Source organism: Pseudomonas sp. NFPP07, from assembly GCF_900115645.1.
GTDB lineage: Bacteria > Pseudomonadota > Gammaproteobacteria > Pseudomonadales > Pseudomonadaceae > Aquipseudomonas > Aquipseudomonas chlororaphis.
The window spans coordinates 794,083-814,171 of record NZ_FOXG01000001.1; the positions used below are offsets into that span (position 1 = coordinate 794,083).

Genomic DNA, 20,089 nt, shown 5'->3' on the forward strand with positions numbered 1-20,089 from the left:
GCAACTTAGGCAGGTTTCTCTCTCCCGCGGGTCAACAGACCCCATAGCCGGTCAAATGCTGTAAAGCGAGGACGAGGGAGCTCGACGAATAGCAAAGTAAACAGGCCTCAATCGCCACATTTGCGAGAGAAACATAAAACGTCCCGGAGTAGAGTTGTCAGCCTGTTTCGGTAACTCAGTCATGATGTAGACGATCTCCTCCCAACTCAGAATCTTGCTGCTCGCTACACGAGAGACAATATCTGAATGGCTCACAGGCGTTACTTGTTTATGTAGATCCGGGGAGTCTGCACAATTTCTGATATCGACGGAAAATAGAATATCCTCTTCAATATCTGTGCTACTGATATCAAGCCAGATGGATTGCGCATCGGCCTGCCCAAATATATTGTTAGTCAGTGACATTCCGCAAAACGTCGAAATGCCAAAACTTGATGCGCATCGGGCTACTCTGAAAAGGCTCTTGTTAATTTTCCCTTCGACACAAAGACTTCCAGGTCTTTCTATTTTCGGTCGTCGCGAGAAAAACGCTACCAAATGAAAACCATCCGCCTTCAAAGTTTGGAGAGAAACATTCGTGTTTTCTCGCCCTCTTGTAAAAAATATTGGGATCACCGCACCTAACGGCTTGAGAACCTCAATGAACTTCGGGATCAACGTATATTCGGCCGTCCGTTCAGAATAAAAGCTAGGCAATCAATATCCTCCAACACCAATATTTAGCGAACTCATCACCAATCAAAAAACCACCCAGTGAGACTTAGATGAAGCCGTCAACTTCAGAACGAGTTAATAATCCTTAGATAACCACTATCCTTCCCTAAATTCGGAATCTGCGGATCAGTACTGACCCCGATCATATTCAGAGCTGCGAGGGTAATCTGATTAGTCGTCAGAGGAATAAATGATTGAGCTAACTGCCGAAAATTTGGCGCACAAGATCGGAGCGAGAGCCTTGCCGAGAAATCTCGCTCAAGCAGAAGTCGCACGAACTCTTTGTGCTCATCCTCTGAGAAACTAGAGATCATTACCCTATAGTGGGGCAGAGCCATTTCCGATACTCCGTACCCATTACCAATCGACGCCATAACGATGGTCTTTACATATCGCAACCTAACGCTTTCAGGAATCCTCCCATTATTTGGTATATAGGAAACTAAATTTCTAGCATGTACCGGTTCATTGTGAAAATTATTATAGCCATTATGAGCATTAAATAAGGCAGTGATAGCTTCGGAAAGCTCTACCGCCAGATTATCTGGCGGCAAGTAACCCAAACCGTTAACGCCCGCAAGAAACTCATGAGCGAGAGTACGTCTCGCGGTCTCACCGTTTGCGGCGAAAGTTGCGAAACGTAATCCGCACTCAAATCGAGAGTCGTCTTGCGCCAAAGCCCAACACTTTTGCGCTACTAGCTTTATATTTGACTTTATCTGAATTGAGGTGGTTTCGGACGTATACATTCCGAAGATAGTTCGTAGAAGTGATTTGACAATATCTACGGGCAGATGCTCCATACCTGCCCGTATGTGTTGCGCATCCTGCTCGCCAAGCACAGCATTTCGAATGCTATGTAAAAATCGCTTTACTTCTATTGCTGGACCTTCGGGCTCCTTAGCAATAACTTCACGAATACATGTTTCAAGCCAAGAAACCAACTGCAACCCAGACAGGTCATTTTGATTCGGATGTGCAGCGCTCGCCCAGTTGCGCATATCTCGAATGTAATCAAGATGGCGATAACCTATATCAGAAAGAACCCCTGTTAAATGACAGCCTCGAACAAGCTCCCACTCATCAATCTTCACTAGGTCCTCTTCACTTTTTAACTTAGCTCTCCGCACGGTATCAGTAACGACACTATCAAAAAAGTAATCCAGATCAAATCTAGCGACTTTTTTACGCAGACTTACAACTGTTTCATCCCATATAAAGTTAAGCGCAGCGTCGAACAACCCCGCACCGCACGCGGCGATGAACTTTGATATATAGAGAGACTGCCCTCTCCTAGCATACTCTATTGTATTTACAACATCGGGCAAATTATTAATGACCTTTTGTCGCTCATGTACTGGGACCAATACATTTTCAGTCGGCAACCCTAGGTGATTCAAATACGCAGTTAAGGCATGAGTAAATTGATCGACCCCGCTTGATACTTGCCCTTGCGCGGTGATAATTGGCGGCTGTGACATATTGGCTCCGTACTCTTATTGGTAGTCGATAAAAACTCGTACGAGCACGCAGGTTATTTCAACTCTGCAAACTCGATACGTACCCCACTATTTTTTCATACAAATACAATTAACCACTGGCAAAACCAATGTGCATCTGAAATCTTTACTACCAATGCTTAGGGAATCGCATATCCACTGCTCCTTCGACTCGCACATTTTTCTAGCCCAATCGAACTTGTGCATATATCTTCTGCAACTGCGTAAAATCATTTATTGCGGTGCCATCGCGCATTACACCTCCCCAGGTGGAAAGATCACCTCTTCGGACTACTTCGTGACGGTCACGTTTCGGATTTCCTCCTGCAGTCCGCTCGCTGCTCAATGGTAAGCGTGTCGGGAGTCAAAGTACGACCATTTGCAAGAAGGTCATCTTCAAAATCTGTGCACATAATTATCCTTTTTGTTAGCCTCCTGCTGCCTCAATCGTAGCAGTACCTGATTAAGAAGGTCGCCCAACAGAAAGCAGCGTGTATCCCTACTTGTATCCCTGAATCTGAAAATAGGCTGAAAGGCTCAGGGTATATAGGACACACGAGTCTCCCTCGGCACCAAACTTAAAAAAGACCTTGAAATTCAAGGTCTTTTTTTTCGCCTGCAGAAAAGTGCCACAGCCCCCGCGCGCCAGGATTCTGTAAGAGCGAAGCTTGCTCGCGATGAACGAAAACGTGAATTGGCTGACACTGCGCAGCGCCTGGTTCGCGGCCAAGCCTCGCTCCTACGGACGACTGAAAGCACCAATGCAGACCCGCTCAAAAGCTTCCTTGATACGCATCAAGAAGCCCTGACTTGTGCGCCATAGACTGTCTGAAAGACATTGGAGCGATCAGACAGGCCCGATATGAGCGAAGAATCCACCGCGCGTCCCCTTCCCAACCCTCTTCCCGAAAAAGCCACACCCAAACCCACCGTCACGGCCAGCAGCAAAAGCGCCCCACGCAAGCCCGCCACCCCACGCCCGCGCCGGCCTCGTGCGGCCAGTAAACCTGCCGCGGCCAAAACCGCCGAGGCGGAAATCAGCGCCATCAGCCAGCAGCCGATCGCCCTGCAGGTGGCCAGCGCGCCCCATGGTAGTAATGAAGACAGTTCCACCGCCAAGCTGCCGGCCAGTTACCCGTACCGCAGCCGCATGCGCCGCGCCGAATATGAAAAGGCCAAGCAGGAATTGCAGATCGAACTGCTCAAGGTGCAAAGCTGGGTCAAGGAAACCGGGCAGCGCATCGTGGTGCTGTTCGAGGGGCGCGATGCCGCGGGCAAGGGCGGCACCATCAAGCGCTTCATGGAGCACCTGAACCCGCGAGGCGCGCGGATCGTCGCCCTGGAAAAGCCCAGCGAGCAGGAACAGGGCCAGTGGTATTTCCAACGCTACATCCAACACCTGCCCACCGCCGGGGAAATGGTGTTCTTCGACCGCTCCTGGTACAACCGCGCCGGGGTCGAGCGGGTCATGGATTTCTGCTCGCCCCTGCAATACCTGGAGTTCATGCGCCAGACGCCCGAGCTGGAACGCATGCTGTGCAACAGCGGCATCCTGCTGTTCAAGTACTGGTTCTCGGTCAATCGCGATGAGCAACTGCGCCGCTTCATTTCGCGCCGCGACGACCCGCTCAAGCACTGGAAGCTCTCGCCCATCGACATCAAGTCGCTGGACAAGTGGGACGAATACACCGCCGCCAAACAGGCGATGTTCTTCCACACCGACACCGCCGATGCGCCCTGGACAGTGATCAAGTCGGACGACAAGAAGCGCGCGCGGATCAACTGCATCCGCCACTTTCTGCACTCCCTCGACTATCCGGGCAAGAACCTGCGTGTGGCCCATCAACCCGACCCAGTGCTGGTCGGCCGGGCGTCGCGGGTCATGGAAGAAGACGAGCGGGTGTACAACGAAGCGGCCGCGGAGCCGGTGCGCAATCCGCAGGCGACACTCGCCTAGGCAGCCAGCCTTGAAGAAGGCCCCGCTCCAGGATCGCTGAAGGATCCTGAAGCGGGGCCAGCCAGCTAGATCCCCTGCACCGGCAACAGCACACAGGCCTGCAACCCGCCACCGTCACGGTTGCGCAAGCGCAGTTCGCCACCGTGCTCCAGCACGATCGCCCGCGCCGCGGAAAGCCCCAGGCCGACACCGCCGGTGTTGCGGTTGCGCGAGCTTTCCATGCGGAAGAACGGCTCGAACACCTGTTCCTGCCACTCGACGGGAATCCCCGGCCCGCGATCCAGCACGCAGACTTTCACCTGCTCGGCATCCGCCAGCACTTCAATCGCCGGTTCGCTGCCATATTTGATGGCGTTTTCCAGCAGGTTGCTCATGACCCGCTTGAGCCCCAGCGGGCGGCCGAAATACACCAGGCGCGGCGGGCCGCTGAACGCGATGTCGATGGACTGGTCGCGGTAATCGTCGACCAGGGTTTGCAGCAGTTCCGCCAGATCGAAGGACGTCGCCTCCTCCAGCCGCGCATCGTCACGGAAGAAATCCAGGGCCGAGTTGATCATCGCCTGCATCTCGTCGACGTCATGGAACAGCCGGCGCTGCTGCTCGGGATCCTCGATGAACTCGCCGCGCAGGCGCATGCGCGTCAGGGGGGTACGCAGGTCATGGGAGATCGCCGCAAGCATCTGCGTGCGGTCCTTGATGAAGTGCTGCAGCTGGGCCTGCATGGCGTTGAACGCAAGGATCGCCTGGCGAATCTCGTGGGGCCCGACCGGCTCGATGGGCGGTGCGCGAAAGTCCACGCCAAAGCGCCGCGCGCCCAGGGCGAACTGCTGCAGGGGCCTGGCCAGGCGGCGGGTGGCGATCAAGGCAACCAGGACGGTGGACAACAACACCAGCCCGATCACGATCAGGTTACGCGGCCCCTCATCCAGCCCCCAGTTGCGCGAGACCGAGGAGAACATCAGCCAGGAGCCGTCGCTCATCTGGATCAACAACGCATAAGGTCCGCCCGGCTCCGGCCAGTCGCTGGGCTGATAGGCTTCAATGTGCCCGGCCCCCGGCCTGAGCAGCTGCTTGAGTTTCGTCGACCCCTCGCGGTACTCCGGCTCATCGACGACCGGTACCTCGATATCCCGTCGCGTAGGGTGCCAGGTCACGCTCAGGCCGTGGTCGCTGACCGACTCGGCCAGGCGCGCGCGTTGCGCCGGCTCCGAAGCGTCGATCAGATTGCTGATGGACGCGATCTTTTCCACCAGGCCGGATTCGCTCAACGGCGGCTTGGCCCAGACCCCGGCCAACTGCACGAACAGCGCATTGAAGGCCAGCGCGGTGAGCATCGCCATCAGGGTGGTCAGGGCGATCCAGCGGGCAATGGTGTCGCGCGGGCCGCCCGGTCTGTGTCTTGCTCTCATTGGCGGGTCACGCTGGGGGTGAACAGATAGCCGCCATTGCGCACCGTGCGAATCATCGCCGGGCGCTTGGTGTCGAACTCCAGCTTGCGTCGCAGGCGACTGACCTGCACATCGATGCTGCGGTCGAAGGCGTCATGGGCCTGCCCGCGCGCCAGGTCGAGCAACTGCTCGCGGGTGAGGATGCGTTGCGGATGCTCGACGAACACCAGCAGCAGGTCGAACTCCCCCGCCGACAGCGGGATCATCACCTGGTCCGGCGAGCGCAGTTCGCGGCGGGTCAGGTCCAATTGCCAGTCGGCGAACCGGATCAACGGACGCGGCACCTCCCCGGTCACCGACCGACTCTCCCCGGCCCGGCGCAGCACCGCGCGCACCCGGGCCAGCAACTCGCGGGCATCGAAGGGCTTGCTCAGGTAATCGTCGGCGCCCATTTCCAACCCCACCACGCGGTCGCTCAATTCGCCCATGGCGGTCAGCATGATCACCGGCACGGCGTGCTGCTGGCGCAGGCGCTGGCACAGGGTCAGGCCGTTTTCCCCCGGCAGCATCAGGTCGAGAATGATCAGGTCCGGCACCTGCCGCTCCAGCGCCGCCCACAGCGAAGCGCCCTCGGTGGCGACTTCCACCGAGTAGCCGTGTTGCACAAAAAATTTCTTCAGCAGCGCGAGGACCTCAAGGTCGTCGTCCACGATCAACAGACTGCTCACCAGTGTGTATCACTCAAGCTCGGAATGAGCTGTCATTCAAAACCATTGGACGCGGCCCGTCATATATTTCAACGCGGTAACAAACCGACAACCCCGCAATAAAGCAGACATCTTTAAGCAAAACGCCCATGCCAGCATCGGCCTCCCTGTTCCCAAGGTCCGCCGCCCATGCGCTCATTCCTGTGTTCCGCCCGCCTGCCTCGTCATACCGCCCTGCTGCTGTCCCTGTCCTACCTGGCGGGCTGTACCAGCCCGGGCCCCACTACCCAAACCGCCTGCGCGAAGGTCGACTATCCGATCTATGACCCCGCCGAGCCGGTCAACCGTGGCGTGTTCGCCTTCAACAAGGCCGTCGACGACTACGCACTGGCACCGGTCGCCCGCGGTTACCGCCACCTGCCCGACTTCATGCAACAGGGCGTGCACAACTTCGCGAGCAACTTCGGCGAGCCCAAGGTCTTCATCAACGACCTGCTGCAAGGCAACCCACAGCGCTCGGTCAACAGCCTGGGGCGCTTTGCGGTCAACACCACGGTCGGCGTGCTCGGCCTGTTCAACGTCTCGGACCCGCTCGGCATCCCACGCCACACCGCCGACTTCGGCCAGACCTTCGGCGTGTGGGGCATCGGCAACGGCCCCATCGTCGAACTGCCGCTGCTGGGCACCGACAACAGCCGCGACTCCGTGGGCAAGATCCTCAACTTCGTGGTCTCCCCCTTCGGCGACAACAGCGACACCGTGCAGACCCTGGGCACCGTCGCCATGGTCGGCGGCGTAGTGGACGGCCGCGCCGCCCTGCTGCCGCTGACCGACAGCCTGAAAACCATGCCCGACTACTACAGCGCCCTGCGCGACGTGAACGCCGAACACCGCGCCGCCTTCGTGCAGGAAGGCAAGCAAGGTGCCACCAGCCCCGCGAAAAACCGCTGTGAAGGAGCAACTCATGATGACTTCTGAAACCGACGCCCTAGTCCTGCTGCAACGCGTGGCCAAACACGGCGACGCCTCCCTGCAATGCCGCGAAGTTAGCCTACGCTTGTCAGACGACCAGCAGCACCTGACCCTCAGCCGCTACAGCGAGCACTACAGCCCCGAAGGCCTGGAATGGGTCGAACGCCAACACCGCATCAGCGTGACCGAGTTGATCCGCTGGGTGATCAAGCAGGGGGAACCGCAGGTGTTGATGCAGAATATCGAGCAACAAAAGGTTCCGGCTTGAGGGCGAGCGAAGTGCCTACCTTGGGTACCACCGCCGAAAAAGTGGGCCAGAGCGCCTCATCTGAGGCTATGTGTAAGCCACTTCAATCAGGATCAATCAGATAGAGCCTATAAAAAGGAAGATAACTCTGCCTTGGTTTGTTTTTAAAAAGCGCAGTGTCAAGGTTCGGAGGTCACTAATCCTGGTGGCACTCAAAGAGAAATACACATGGCACTCAAAGCAGGCGCAACCGCCGAAGTCGGCGAAAAATGCCCACAAGGTGGAATCTGGTACCCGGTTGGCAATCCGAGCTCCACTCGCTCGTTCGGCATTGGTAACACCATGACTCCGACACCCAACGGGGAAAACCACTGGGTCCTCAAAACTCCGACCGGCGATAATTAAAAACAGGTAGTTTCACCATGTCTTGCGTGCAGCCCTCCCTCGGTTTCCGACGGAGGGTTTTTTGCACCTGGCAACGAAACGCATACGCCTGAGCATCGATTAAAAGTTGAATCCGATGATGGGCATTCAGATTTGAAGAACCTGCTCGGCTACTGCATCATGCGCGCCCCAAATGGATGACTCGCAACACTTCAAGGACCGATCATGAGTGGCAAACCCGCTGCCCGCGTCAGCGACCCAACCGCCTGCCCGCTTCCCGGCCACGGCACCAACCCTATCGTCACGGGTTCGCCCAATGTCGTTTTCGACGGCCTGGCCGCCGCTCGAAAGAGTGACCAATCAGCTTGCGGCAGCCCGATAACCGGGGCGGTTTCCTGCACTGTTTTCATCAATGGCTTGAACGCCGCCACGCTGGACAGCACCGGCGGGCACGGCAACATCATCGTCGGAGGCTCCGGCACCGTCATCATTGGCGACACGGTGGTCAACGCCCCCTTCTCCGGGCTCCTGCCCATGCCGGTGAACTTCACCGACCGCTTGAAGCTGGTGAACGATGTAACGGGCGAACCGATGCCCAATCATGCTTACGTGATCCAACGGGCCGATGGGCGCCTTGAGCATGGGGTTTCGGACGCCGCTGGTTTCACCCATGAAATCAGCTCGCATGTTGCAGAAAGCATCAAGTTGTTTTTGGAAGAGTGACGCATGGAAGCCAACACCATTACCTCGGCGATCGGTAAACCCGTCAAGTTGAAAGCCGAGCACACGCTTACAGATAAAAAAGACAAGAGTGACAAAGTCATTCCTATCGAAAGCACCAAGGCCATTGTGTTTTTTGTCGGGGGTGCAGGGGACAAGGAAAGTTATTATTTTTCTGGTCCCTATGCCAACATCAATGAGGCAAAGAGACCTCTAGATGACCGGGCGGTACAACTCCAGCTACAAGGCAAGTACCGGTCTGAGTGGCTGGGGTACAATGAAATCAGAGGAAAAAAAGATATTCAAAAAAATGTGCTGAATATCATTCCGTATAAGTCTTGCCCTATCTATATAATCGGCCACAGCCTGGGTGGTTGGAATAGCGGGCACCTGACCAGCATCATGGCCAATTGGGGCTACACCATCAAAATGCTGGTCACTCTCGACCCTGTAGGCGAGGGTGCACTGGTATGGCTCGGATCAGATATTTACGGATCAGTACCAACTCCCGTCGCCGAGCAGTGGATAAACATCAAAGCCACACCCTCCAATCCCGATAGATCGGATGGCGTCGCTAACTTTGGGGAAAAATGGTTAATAAGCAGCGGGCCTGACCTCAATGTAAGCATGAATACAAACCATGCTAATGCACTCGGCATGTTCACAGGGGCCATTGCAGGTCGAAAGTCCGCTTGCGACCTGATTTTCGAGTCCATTACAAAGGAGTTCAGCAAATGAAAAAAATACTACTCCTGCTATTAATTGCTATTTGCTCATCCTGCGCCAAAGATCATGGAAAAGTAATCGCCGATCTGACTTTCCTCTCTATCGAACGAAAAGATGATCTTCCGCTGTACACCATTCATTACAACTCGAACGTAAAACTACTAAATCTCTACGGTGAGAGTGCAAGAGACGGGATAGCTGCAGCGTTTTTCATCTGTGCCTTAGGTGATGACCAAGACCTATCCGTTGGTCATACCCCCATGTACTATGCCGCCGGCTTGATTAAAGAGGATGCTATTCAAACTTCAACATCAGCATTTAACTTCACGACTCGACTACCACTTAACGAAACGCCCAACAATGGACAATCCAATACTTTTCTTTCCCAAAGTAAACTGAATGAGCTTTTAGCCAACAAACAAAGTATCCCCTGCAAAGCCGTCATCACCGCCTATGGCTACAAAGCCTACTATTCCAACACCTTGCAATTACCCGTTGCCGATCTCCTTCGGGAAATCAATAAACCCGAGACCCCGTAACCCCCTACGAGCACCGCACAGTTCTTCCCCCCTCTGTGCGGCGCCCCCTTAAACAACCCGAGCACTCGCTGACAATTCTTCGACATCGGCTGCGGTACTATCCACGCCTCCGTTTGCCGCAAGAGCCTCGAACCTGCATGTCTCAACCGTCGCCATCGACCGCTTCCAGCATCGACTTGCCCTGCGTCCTCGCCGGCCCTCTGCTGCGCCGCCTGGAACCCACGCGGCTGGTGCTGTGGCTGGTGGGCTCGCGGGCGCTGGAGCTGACGCTGCGGTTGCAGGCAGGCAGCGAGGCGCAAGTCCGCGACTACCCGCTCAGCGCCGAGCAGTGCCAGGTCATCCCGGTAGGCCAGCACGCGTTTATCCACCTGATCGACCTGCCGCTGGACAATCCCCTGCCTTGCGATGTGCCCATCGACTACGACCTGCTGATCGCCAACGCCGACGGCTCCAGTTCGGGGATCGCCGAGTGGGCGCCGCATCTGCTCTATGGGCAAAAGCAGCAGCCGGATTTTGTCCTGCACAGCCGCATCCAGCAGTTGGTCCACGGCTCCTGCCGCAAGCCCCATCATTCGGCGGACGAGGGTTTGCTTTGCGTCGATCGCCTGCTGGCGGAAACAGCCGATCCGCAGCAACGCCCTGCCCTGCTGCTGATGACCGGCGACCAAGTGTACGCCGACGATGTGGCCGGGCCGATGCTGCGGGCGATTCATGCGCTGATCGAGCGCCTGGGTTTGTTCGGCGAACATCTGGAGGGCGCGGTGGTGAGCGACAGCGCCGCGCTTTACCGGCACCGCGCCAGCTATTACAAACGCGCCGAATTGCTGCCGGCGCTGAAAAGCAACGAGACCCTGCGCGAGCGTTTCTTCGGCGGGGTGAAGAAGCCGATCTTCACCAGCAGCAGCGCCGACAATCACCTGGTGACCTTCGCCGAAGTCATGGCCATGTACCTGCTGGTCTGGTCGCCGCTGCCCTGGCGCCTGATCGATCCACGACCGCCGCAGCTGGATGCCAAGGAACAGCAGCGCTACCAGCGCGAACAACTGCGGATCGAGGCTTTCGCCAAGGGCCTGGATGGCGTGGCGCGGGTGTTCGCCCACCTGCCGAGCCTGATGATCTTCGACGACCACGACATCACCGACGACTGGAACCTCAGCGCCCAGTGGGAAGAAACCGCCTATGGCCACCCGTTTTCCAAACGCATCATCGGCAACGCGCTGATCGCCTACATGCTGTGCCAGGGCTGGGGCAACAATCCGGATGCCTTCGCCACGCCGCTGCAACACACCCGCGCCCTGAGCGCCGAGGCCCAGGGCGATGCGCTCTACCTGGACAGCGCCACCCAGGACACCCTGATCGACGAATTACTGCGCTTCCAGCAATGGCAATACACCCTGCCCACCACCCCGGCGCTGGTGGTGCTGGACACCCGCACCCGGCGCTGGCGCAGCGAATTCAACCTGGCGCAGCCCTCGGGCCTGCTCGACTGGGAAGCGCTGAGCGAGCTGCAACATGAACTGCTGGATCACCCGTCGGCGATCATCGTGTCCCCGGCGCCGGTGTTCGGCGTCAAGCTGATCGAGACGGTGCAGAAGGTCTTCAGCTGGTGCGGTCACCCACTGCTGGTGGACGCGGAAAACTGGATGGCGCACCGCGGCGCGGCCCAGGTGATCCTGAATATTTTCCGCCACTCGCGCACCCCGGGTAACTACGTGATCCTCTCCGGCGACGTGCACTATTCCTTCGTCTACGAAGTGCTGATCCGCCACCGCAAGGGCGGCCCGCAGATCTGGCAGATCACCAGCAGCGGCATCAAGAACGAGTTTCCACCGACCCTGCTGGAATGGTTCGACCGTCTCAATCGCTGGCTGTATTCGCCACGCTCGCCGTTGAACTGGTTCACCCGCCGCCGGCTAATGCGAGTGGTGCCCTACAGCCCCGAACATCGCGAGGCCGGCGAACGGCTGTGGAACTCGGCGGGCATTGGCCAGGTATTCTTCAACGACAACGGCCAACCCCGGGAGATCTACCAGCACAACGCCAATGGCGCGCCGAAAACCCGGATGCTGGCGCCGGAGGAAGACTGATACTGGTTTGCCGCCCTATCAGTGCCTTGACCCGCCCTCCGCAACAAGCAGCCGTACTTAGAGCCAATCTTCAATACGCAGCCCTGGCACTCGCTCAAACTCGCGCACATTGTTGGTCACCAATACCAATCCCTGAGACCTGGCATGGCCAGCAATCAGTTGATCATAAGGACCTATTGGCGTACCTGCCCTGGCCAATTCGGCACGTAACTGGCCACTGTGAATAGCGGCCTCGTAGTCATAAGCGAGTACTTCAAGGCGTGCCACAAACCCCTCTATAACAGACAGGTTTCTCTCGGGAGCCGCTGATTTTTCTGCGCCATAAATCAGCTCCATCAAGGTCACCGAACTGATGCACAGCCGACCGTGCTGACGATTGAACGCCTCCCGAACCTTCTCCGGTTTGTTCTTGATGGTGAAAATACAGATGTTCGTGTCCAACATGTACTTGAGCATCAGAACGCCTCACGCTCTTGTTCCGCAGGCTGATCCCGCTCACTCATGAAGTCCGCGCTCACCGACTCGCCCTCGAACCAGCTGTCCCAGGCTTCCCCTGCCGGGGTAATGATTCGGGTACGGCCTACCGCAACGATATCCACCCGTGTCACGTCGTCAGGGAGAGCCACTGCCTTGGGCATTCGAATCGCCTGGCTACGGTTACTTTTGAATACTGACCCTTGCTCCATAAGCCCACCTCCGGGATATGCCTGATGTATATCCAGTCTATCGAGCAGCGTGGATATGTCCAAGGTATATCCCTACATTCCCGACAAGCGATACAGCAGCTGGTGACAGGTGCATACCGGCTTCCGGCCCGAAAAGTATGCGCATGCCTCAAGCCGCTTGAATCTGTCTCCTTCTCGAACTCAAGCTTTGCAAACGAAAAAGCGAAGGCACACTATCTCCCTCGCACTAATCCCCACTGCTTATTGAACGGACGCACCTGGCGATTCAAACATGGAAGAAATCAGCCCTTCGGATCTCAAAACGATCCTTCACTCCAAACGCGCCAATATCTATTACCTGCAGCATTGCCGGGTCTTGGTGAACGGCGGCCGGGTCGAATATGTGACTGATGCCGGCAAACAGTCGCTGTACTGGAATATCCCGATCGCCAACACCACGACAGTGCTGCTGGGCACAGGCACCTCCATTACCCAGGCAGCCATGCGCGAACTGGCCAGGGCAGGCGTACTGGTCGGTTTTTGCGGAGGGGGTGGAACGCCTCTGTTCAGCGCAAACGAAATGGATATCGAGGTCGCCTGGTTCTCCCCGCAAAGCGAATATCGCCCCACCGAGTACCTTCAACGCTGGGTAGCCTTCTGGTTCGACGACAGGCTGCGTCTGGAAGCAGCCAAAGCCTTTCAACGACTGCGGCTCGAACATATTCAACGGCATTGGGGGGATCGAGGGGCCTTCGCCAAAGCCGGGTTTCAGATAGCTCCAGCTTTGCTCGATAACGCCTTGACCCAATCGCTGAATGCCTTGAACGCAGCGCCCGACCATACGTTTCTGCTAACTGAAGAAGCGCGCTTGACCAAACGCCTGTTCAAACTGGCGGCAGAGGCAACCCAGTACGGCGACTTTGTACGTGCTAAACGCGGTGGGGGTAGCGATCCTGCCAACCGATTCCTCGACCATGGCAATTACCTCGCCTACGGACTCGCAGCGACCGCCACCTGGGTGCTCGGATTGCCCCACGGCCTGGCCGTACTGCATGGCAAGACCCGCCGCGGAGGCCTGGTATTCGATGTGGCGGATCTGGTGAAAGACGGGCTCATTCTGCCTCAGGCGTTCATTAGCGCCATCCGCGGCGATGATGAACAGGCCTTTCGCCAGGCCTGCATTGAAAACCTGACACGCAGTGAAGCCCTGGATTTCATGATCGACAGTCTCAAGGACGTCGCCCAGCAACTGGGAGCAGCTGTTTCTTGAACATCCTGCTGATCTGCCAATGTGACAAGCGAGCGCTGGTCGAAACCCGTCGTATCCTCGATCAGTTCGCCGAACGCCGTGGCGAACGTACCTGGCAAACGCCAATCACCCAAGCCGGCCTCGACACCCTGCGCCGCCTCTTGAAAAAAACGGCGCGACGCAACACGGCAGTGGCCTGCCACTGGATCAGAGGCCTCGATCACAGCGAACTCTTGTGGATAGTCGGCGACGCCAGCCGCTTCAACGAGCAAGGCGCCGTGCCGACCAACATCACCCAGCGCAATATCCTTCGTAAAGAAGACGAGAACGACTGGCACACGGCGCAAGACATCAGGTTGCTGGCACAACTGGCATCGCTGCTGCACGACCTGGGAAAAGCCAGCGTGGCGTTCCAGGCCCGCTTGCGCCAGCCCTCCATGCAAAAGAACCTTTATCGTCATGAATGGGTGTCACTGCGTTTATTCCAGGCATTTGTCGGTCATGACGACGACGAAACCTGGCTCAACCGCCTGATAGCACCAACGGCAGATGATGATGCCACCTGGTTGGCCAAAGACCGTTATCAGCGTGACGGGCTGGATGCCAATACCGCCCCGCCTTTTCGTCAATTGCCACCTTTGGCTGCGGCGATTGCCTGGCTGGTGGTCAGCCATCACCGTTTACCGGTTCTTCCTGCCTGGGATGACCAGGGAATCCAACAACTCCGGCTCGGGCAAAAGTCCAAAACATTCAACCCCAGCCAGCTGGACAATCTGCTCGACGGGATTACCCACGAGTGGAACGAATCCAGCCGTACAGCTGATCCAGGCGAGATTGCAACCTACTGGCAGTTTGAACATGCACTGCCGGTGACATTCCCCAAATGGCGAGCACAGGCAGCGAAAGTCGCCAGCCAACTGCTGGTTCTGCGAAACAAGGCAGGCAAGGGCGACTGGCTGTCCAACCCTTACGTCATGCACCTTGCGCGCATGAGCCTGATGCTTGCCGACCACCACTATTCCGCGCTCAAGCGTGACTCCAGACAAAGGGTTCACGGCGATAACCTGGGCAAGCTGTATGCCAATACCGACTCCGACGGCAGCCTGAAGCAACCACTCGACGAGCACTTGCTGGGCGTTGCGCGCCTGAGCACCGGCATCGTTCATGGCCTGCCAGGCTTCGAGCGCCATTTACCGCGCCTGGCCCGCCATCGCGGCCTGAAAAAACGCAGCAACTCGGAACGTTTCCGTTGGCAAGACAAGGCAGCCGATGCCGCCACCAGCCTGCGCAACCACGCAAGCACGAACGGTGGCTTCATCATCAATATGGCATCCACCGGTTGCGGCAAGACCCTGGCCAATGCCCGCATCATGTATGCATTGGCCGATCCCCATTTCGGCATGCGTTGCACCTTCGCCCTGGGCCTGCGCACCCTGACCCTGCAAACCGCGAATAGCTATCGCCAGGATCTGCACCTGGGCGAAGACGAATTGGCGGTTCAGGTCGGAGGCGCAGCCAGCCGCACATTGTTCGAGTACTTCCAGGCAGAGGCGGAGCTGACAGGTTCTGCCTCGATACAACAACTGATCGATGAAGACAGTCATGTGCTGTACGAGGGACAGCTTGCTGATCATGGCCTGCTCTCCAAAGCCATGGACAACCCTCGTATTGCTTCATTGCTCGCAGCCCCGATGCTGGTCTGCACCATCGACCACCTGATGCCGGCAACCGAAGCCCAACGTGCCGGGCGGCAAATTGCGCCCATGCTGCGCATGATGAGCAGCGACCTGGTGCTGGATGAGCTGGATGATTTCGATCTGGCGGACCTGCCCGCCCTGACTCGCCTGATCCATTGGGCCGGCCTGCTCGGCACTCGGGTCCTGCTGTCTTCCGCCACGCTGCCACCATCACTGCTGGACGGTATGTTCCAGGCCTACCGGGCCGGCCGCCGCCACTACCAACGCAATCGCGGGGTGGATGGTGAACAAGGCGCATCGCGCATTGAAATTCCATGCCTGTGGGTGGATGAATTCAATACCCACAGCACGACCTGCAGTGATGCTCAGTGCTTCCTCGACAACCACACGCAGTTCGTACAGCGCCGGATAAAGGCACTCGAAAAAGTCGAACCACGACGATGCGCTGAGCTCCTGCCCCTGAAGATCGAAACGAACACCAAAGAAGTCATTCGCCAAATATTCGCCAGGCACATACAGGAAGCCATGCAACTGGCTCACAATCGTCACGCAGAAAACTGCCCGCGCAGCGGTAAACGGGTGAGCTTCGGACTGGTGCGCATGGCCAACATCGAACCGCTGTTCGACGTTGCCCTCGAACTTTTAAAGCTGGGGGCTGGCGAAGACTACCGGGTGCATCTTTGCGTCTACCATTCACGCTTCCCGCTGTTGCTGCGCTCGGCCATCGAACAGCAGTTGGACAACGCGTTGAACAGGCGCGACCCGCAAGCCGTGTATGACTTGCCGGAGATTCGCCAGGCCATCGATGGTTTTCCTGAATCCAACCACCTGTTCGTGGTTCTGGGGTCACCAGTCACAGAGGTGGGCCGAGACCATGACTATGACTGGGCCATCGTTGAACCTTCGTCGATGCGCTCACTGATCCAACTGGCGGGGCGCATTCAGAGACACCGCAATCAGCCGTGCCGGGCGCCGAATATTTTCATTTTCGACACCAATCTGCGGCACTTCGAGAAAACCAATGGCAAAGATGGTCAGCCTGCCGCGGCCTTCATCAAGCCGGGTTTTGAACAGGACAACAGCCCGGTCGAACATCCCTTTCGACTGGCCACTCATCGGCTGGGCAAACTGCTGCAGGAGTCGGAATACCAGACACTCACGGCCATCCCGCGTATCCAATCGCGCCCGCCACACACCTGGCAACCCAAACAGAGCCTGGTGGATCTGGAACACGCACGACTGGCTGAGCAGATGCTGCCCAAAGACCGCAGCCTGGCTCAACAGCCCATTCGGCGCGGAGTCAAACCCCAGGTATTCGAATTGGACGCAGCCTGCGCCTGGCAATATCCCCAGGCCGCTCTGACCTGGGTGCTGCCACAACAACAGCCTTTTCGCGAAAATACCGCGCGCGAAACAGAGTTGGTGTTTCTACCGGATGAAGACCAGGAGCACCTCGTCATAAACCGTATCCATGAGAAACCTGACTACGGCAAACCGGCGCTTTACGTTCCAGTACAAGGCAGCCAGATAGACCTTATCGACCTCAGCCTGCAACCAGGTCCGCGTATTACCCCCTGGGGCCAGCATGAACTGATGGATCTACTCACCCGGCAAGCGGAAGCCCAAGGGCTCTCGCTACAGATCTGCGCCGAACGTTTTACACCAGTCAGCGTGCCTGAAAGCACTTACGGCTGGCGTTATCACCCGATGCTGGGGTTTGCGAAAAAAAGAAGCAGCTAAAGCTGGGCTATCAGTACCAGTCAACTTGGCAGCAGTCACATAGCTGGCCCAACCTGAAATCTGTTTGGTAAAAGAGCACGCCCTGGTACTGAAAAAGGCCCAATCAAGTGACTGAACTGCCTGTACGGCAGTGAATATAGAGCAGCGGACTTTTAATCCGTGGGTTGTGTTTCTGAGCTACCGGCACGGCAGTGAAGGGAAATCATCCCCCCAGCATTTAAGCAGTGCTCCGTAAGCTTGCCAGCACTTCAGCTCTCCGAATGGTTTACACAACAGAAAAGTCTGAGCAACCCTCACTTCAATTCCCAAGTTGCTGTTAGAGCGGTCGCCACCGATAGAACAATGGAGCTGATTGCGACATGATCTGACCGCCAACACCTACAAAAACCTACTGAGTGGCTCACCACCCAAACAATCTGCATGGATTCTCTTTATGACAGAAGGACCTGATCAGACACTTCGCGTACACCTCTTCCACAACGCAATCAGCGCATTTATCCACGAACGACGAGAAGCCAAGCTCAAGGGCAGCGATGCCGATCCAGCGACAGCCGAAAAATACGCTTACGCCACATGGCTGGCCGACGCCGCCCGTCGAGTAGCGCAGATTCAAGCCGTGACCCATGTACTCAAGGCCACCCACCCTGATGCACGGGGTAGCAGCCTGCATGTGATCCCGCAATCGCTGCCCTCGCACAGCGAGATTGGCACCCATGTGCTGGGCCAGGACTATGTCGATGATGTGGTCGGTAACGCGGCAGCCCTGGACGTCTACAAATTCCTCAAGCTGGAAGTCGAAGGACGGCGCTTGCTGGACTGGCTACAGGACAACGACAGCGACCTGCTGAACGCATTGGACGGCGACCCGAAGGTCGCCCATGAATGGGCCATGTCGTTCAAGGGGTTGATTCGTTCAAGCGGGAAGCCGACCTCCCACGGCATGGCCAAACAAGTCTACTGGAGCGTCTCCGGCGAGCCGACCGACGATACCGGCTTTCACCTGCTGCAACCCTTGTTCCCCAGTAGCCTGGTCCATGCCGTGCACACCGATATCAACGAAGCCCGCTTTGGCGAAAACAACAAGGCTGCACGCCTGGCCAAACGCAACAACCAACCCCACATCGGTATTTACCGCGACTATCGCAACCTGGTGGTACGCAAACTCGGCGGGACCAAGCCTCAGAACATCAGCCAGCTCAACAGCGAGCGTGGTGGTGTGAACTATCTGCTGGCCTCCATGCCGCCACAGTGGCAACAAGGTCAACTGAAGCACTTTCTTTCCATCTCGTCGGTGTTCGAACGTTTGCGCAGGTTCGAAGATGTGAACGAACTTATCCTGGCGCTGTGCGCATTATTGGAAAGTGCCCCCAAGCCAACATCCTCCACCCGCCTGCGCCGTGAGCGTATCGAACAGGCATTGGCCCAGGCGTTGGCCGCCTTTGGCCTGACCCACCGCGAGCAATTCGAACCGGGCTGGACCCGCCACCCGGACTGCCGGCTGCCCTTGTGCGAACAGCTGTGGCTCGACCCTCTGCGAGCCGAACTGCCTTTGCGCGAAGACCACCTCGAAGAAGATCAAGCCTTTGCCTCGGCCATTGAATCAGGGGACTGGCCAAGCCAGGTGGCTCATCGTTTCGGTAACTGGCTGAACGCCATTCTCCAGCAACGGGGTCTCCCCGTCGGCGATGCCGAACATGCTCACTGGGCCAGGCAGGCAATGATCGACGCCGACTATCTGCTGCCCCGCCATACCGCATTGCTGAATGACGAAAAGGACATCGCCCATGGCTGAGTGCCCACACTTCGATCACCTGCTGGTCATCCCCCACCTGCGAGTGCAAAACGCCAATGCCATTTCCAGCCCGCTGACCCACGGTTTTCCATCGATCAGCGCCTTTCTCGGTTTGATGTGGGCCCTGGAGCGCAAGACTTCCGCCATTGGCCTGGATCTGCAATTCAACGCGGTCGGCGTAGTCGCTCACCGGCATCAGGAACAGGTTACCGACGACGGTTTCGTCCACGCCTTTCGTTTGACCCGTAACCCGATCAATCGAGATGGCAGTACAGCAGCCATCGTCGAGGAAGGCCGCATCCACCTGGAAGTCAGTCTGGTGCTGGCTGTACAAAGCGTCGTGCTGAATGCCGATCAACACGCTGCTGCGTCCGTCGCACGCCAGGTACGGGACCTGCTCCTGCAGATGCGTATCGCCGGGGGCAGCGTGATCCCCAACGACATAGCTCACCGCCGACAGCAACCCTACATGGTGCGACTGACCGGCACCGAGGCCGATCGCCAGGCCTTGTTCGAGCGCGCCAAGCTACGGCTGTTACCAGGTTTTGTCCTGGTAGATCGGCAGGACTTGCTGGAGCAGCGGTATCAAACACTTCTGGCAAACGATCCTGAAACCTCGAGGCTGGACGCCTGGCTCTCCCTGTCCCGAATCAACTGGCGCAACGCGCCAGCCGACCAGGACGACAACCCAGCCAAGCCAGTGACCTGGAGTAACGATCGCGAGGGGCTCGGCTGGATCGTGCCGATTCCTGTCGGTTATGGCGCCCTGGACGAGTTGCAACCGCCCGGCACGGTCAGCCATGCCCGCGATGAGCAAACCGCCTTTCGCTTCGTTGAAAGCCTGTACGGCATTGGCCAGTGGATCAGCCCCCATCGCCTGCACTCGCCGCAACAGTTGCTTTGGTACGCCGGCTCGCAACCCGAGAACGGTCTGTATCGCTGCCACAACGACTACCAACCGACACCGATATACGCCTTCGACTGACCCATTGCCCATTTCATAAAG

General features: G+C 57.4%; 17 protein-coding genes. 11 read left to right on the top strand and 6 right to left on the bottom strand.

Going from position 1 to position 20,089, the window contains the following annotated elements:
* Nucleotides 1-51: 51 nt before the first annotated feature.
* Nucleotides 52-696, bottom strand: a complete 645-nt coding sequence (locus BM019_RS30410) for a hypothetical protein (RefSeq protein ID WP_139217357.1) — start codon at nt 694-696, stop codon at nt 52-54.
* A gap of 83 nt (nt 697-779) precedes the next feature.
* The gene (locus BM019_RS03755) at nt 780-2,195 is read right to left on the bottom strand and encodes a hypothetical protein (protein ID WP_092417638.1); all 1,416 of its coding nucleotides are present in this window, start codon (nt 2,193-2,195) and stop codon (nt 780-782) included.
* Nucleotides 2,196-3,273: 1,078 nt separating this feature from the next.
* On the opposite strand from BM019_RS03755, the gene ppk2 reads away from it, so the two are divergent.
* Nucleotides 3,274-4,170, top strand: a complete 897-nt coding sequence (gene ppk2 / locus BM019_RS03765) for a polyphosphate kinase 2 (protein WP_175510586.1) — start codon at nt 3,274-3,276, stop codon at nt 4,168-4,170.
* A 65-nt stretch (nt 4,171-4,235) separates the two neighbouring features.
* Here the strand turns inward: ppk2 and BM019_RS03770 are convergent, their stop codons facing one another.
* A complete protein-coding gene (locus BM019_RS03770) occupies nt 4,236-5,579 on the bottom strand; it encodes an ATP-binding protein (RefSeq protein WP_092417641.1) in 1,344 nt (447 codons plus the stop codon).
* On the bottom strand, nt 5,576-6,286 hold the full coding sequence (locus BM019_RS03775; protein ID WP_092417642.1) for a response regulator: 711 nt from the start codon (nt 6,284-6,286) through the stop codon (nt 5,576-5,578). Before BM019_RS03775 ends, BM019_RS03770 begins: the two co-directional genes overlap by 4 nt.
* Before the next feature lie 168 nt (nt 6,287-6,454).
* Between BM019_RS03775 and BM019_RS03780 the strand changes: the two genes are divergently transcribed.
* The 6 genes from BM019_RS03780 to BM019_RS03805 all read left to right on the top strand — a co-directional run bounded on the left by BM019_RS03780 (nt 6,455) and on the right by BM019_RS03805 (nt 11,940).
* Nucleotides 6,455-7,243 (top strand): MlaA family lipoprotein, encoded by a 789-nt coding sequence (locus BM019_RS03780; protein ID WP_092417643.1) that lies wholly within the window; start codon nt 6,455-6,457, stop codon nt 7,241-7,243.
* Nucleotides 7,230-7,505, top strand: a complete 276-nt coding sequence (locus tag BM019_RS03785) for a VHS/ENTH/ANTH domain-containing protein (RefSeq protein ID WP_092417644.1) — start codon at nt 7,230-7,232, stop codon at nt 7,503-7,505. The genes BM019_RS03780 and BM019_RS03785 overlap by 14 nt, the downstream gene beginning before the upstream one ends.
* A 588-nt stretch (nt 7,506-8,093) precedes the next feature.
* Entirely contained in the window at nt 8,094-8,591 is a 498-nt protein-coding gene (locus BM019_RS03790) for a PAAR domain-containing protein (RefSeq protein ID WP_092417645.1), read from the top strand.
* A gap of 3 nt (nt 8,592-8,594) precedes the next feature.
* The gene (locus BM019_RS03795; RefSeq protein WP_092417646.1) at nt 8,595-9,326 is read left to right on the top strand and encodes an alpha/beta hydrolase family protein; all 732 of its coding nucleotides are present in this window, start codon (nt 8,595-8,597) and stop codon (nt 9,324-9,326) included.
* Nucleotides 9,323-9,853 carry a hypothetical protein gene (locus BM019_RS03800; RefSeq protein WP_037004977.1) on the top strand — a complete coding sequence of 177 codons (531 nt, stop codon included), beginning with the start codon at nt 9,323-9,325 and terminating at the stop codon, nt 9,851-9,853. The genes BM019_RS03795 and BM019_RS03800 overlap by 4 nt, the downstream gene beginning before the upstream one ends.
* Before the next feature lie 137 nt (nt 9,854-9,990).
* Nucleotides 9,991-11,940 carry an alkaline phosphatase D family protein gene (locus BM019_RS03805; protein WP_092417647.1) on the top strand — a complete coding sequence of 650 codons (1,950 nt, stop codon included), beginning with the start codon at nt 9,991-9,993 and terminating at the stop codon, nt 11,938-11,940.
* A gap of 57 nt (nt 11,941-11,997) precedes the next feature.
* On the opposite strand, the gene vapC is transcribed toward BM019_RS03805, so the two are convergent.
* Together vapC and vapB are read right to left on the bottom strand one after the other, a co-directional pair.
* Entirely contained in the window at nt 11,998-12,396 is a 399-nt protein-coding gene (gene vapC / locus BM019_RS03810) for a type II toxin-antitoxin system tRNA(fMet)-specific endonuclease VapC (RefSeq protein WP_092302509.1), read from the bottom strand.
* Nucleotides 12,396-12,626 carry a type II toxin-antitoxin system VapB family antitoxin gene (gene vapB, locus BM019_RS03815; protein ID WP_092417648.1) on the bottom strand — a complete coding sequence of 77 codons (231 nt, stop codon included), beginning with the start codon at nt 12,624-12,626 and terminating at the stop codon, nt 12,396-12,398. Before vapB ends, vapC begins: the two co-directional genes overlap by 1 nt.
* A gap of 271 nt (nt 12,627-12,897) precedes the next feature.
* Here vapB and cas1f point away from each other — a divergent pair, with 271 nt between their 5' ends.
* From cas1f to csy2, 4 genes are all read left to right on the top strand, one after another.
* Nucleotides 12,898-13,875: a type I-F CRISPR-associated endonuclease Cas1f gene (gene cas1f, locus BM019_RS03820; protein WP_092417649.1), complete on the top strand. Its 978-nt coding sequence runs from the start codon at nt 12,898-12,900 to the stop codon at nt 13,873-13,875.
* Nucleotides 13,872-17,291, top strand: coding sequence for a type I-F CRISPR-associated helicase Cas3f (gene cas3f, locus BM019_RS03825; RefSeq protein ID WP_092417650.1), 3,420 nt, complete (start codon nt 13,872-13,874; stop codon nt 17,289-17,291). Before cas1f ends, cas3f begins: the two co-directional genes overlap by 4 nt.
* Before the next feature lie 352 nt (nt 17,292-17,643).
* Nucleotides 17,644-19,083 (top strand): type I-F CRISPR-associated protein Csy1, encoded by a 1,440-nt coding sequence (csy1, locus tag BM019_RS03830; protein WP_204840174.1) that lies wholly within the window; start codon nt 17,644-17,646, stop codon nt 19,081-19,083.
* Nucleotides 19,076-20,068: a type I-F CRISPR-associated protein Csy2 gene (csy2, locus tag BM019_RS03835; RefSeq protein ID WP_092417652.1), complete on the top strand. Its 993-nt coding sequence runs from the start codon at nt 19,076-19,078 to the stop codon at nt 20,066-20,068. The genes csy1 and csy2 overlap by 8 nt, the downstream gene beginning before the upstream one ends.
* Nucleotides 20,069-20,089 lie beyond the last annotated feature (21 nt).

Bases quoted from the DNA above. Each gene is read 5' to 3' on its own strand.
- BM019_RS03755 (WP_092417638.1), bottom strand. From the start codon at position 2,195: ATGTCACAGCCGCCAATTATCACCGCGCAAGGGCAAGTATCAAGCGGG.
- BM019_RS03770 (WP_092417641.1), bottom strand. From the start codon at position 5,579: ATGAGAGCAAGACACAGACCGGGCGGCCCGCGCGACACCATTGCCCGC.
- BM019_RS03780 (WP_092417643.1), top strand. From the start codon at position 6,455: ATGCGCTCATTCCTGTGTTCCGCCCGCCTGCCTCGTCATACCGCCCTG.
- BM019_RS03785 (WP_092417644.1), top strand. From the start codon at position 7,230: ATGATGACTTCTGAAACCGACGCCCTAGTCCTGCTGCAACGCGTGGCC.
- BM019_RS03790 (WP_092417645.1), top strand. From the start codon at position 8,094: ATGAGTGGCAAACCCGCTGCCCGCGTCAGCGACCCAACCGCCTGCCCG.
- BM019_RS03795 (WP_092417646.1), top strand. From the start codon at position 8,595: ATGGAAGCCAACACCATTACCTCGGCGATCGGTAAACCCGTCAAGTTG.
- BM019_RS03800 (WP_037004977.1), top strand. From the start codon at position 9,323: ATGAAAAAAATACTACTCCTGCTATTAATTGCTATTTGCTCATCCTGC.
- BM019_RS03805 (WP_092417647.1), top strand. From the start codon at position 9,991: ATGTCTCAACCGTCGCCATCGACCGCTTCCAGCATCGACTTGCCCTGC.
- vapC (WP_092302509.1), bottom strand. From the start codon at position 12,396: ATGCTCAAGTACATGTTGGACACGAACATCTGTATTTTCACCATCAAG.
- vapB (WP_092417648.1), bottom strand. From the start codon at position 12,626: ATGGAGCAAGGGTCAGTATTCAAAAGTAACCGTAGCCAGGCGATTCGA.
- cas1f (WP_092417649.1), top strand. From the start codon at position 12,898: ATGGAAGAAATCAGCCCTTCGGATCTCAAAACGATCCTTCACTCCAAA.
- csy2 (WP_092417652.1), top strand. From the start codon at position 19,076: ATGGCTGAGTGCCCACACTTCGATCACCTGCTGGTCATCCCCCACCTG.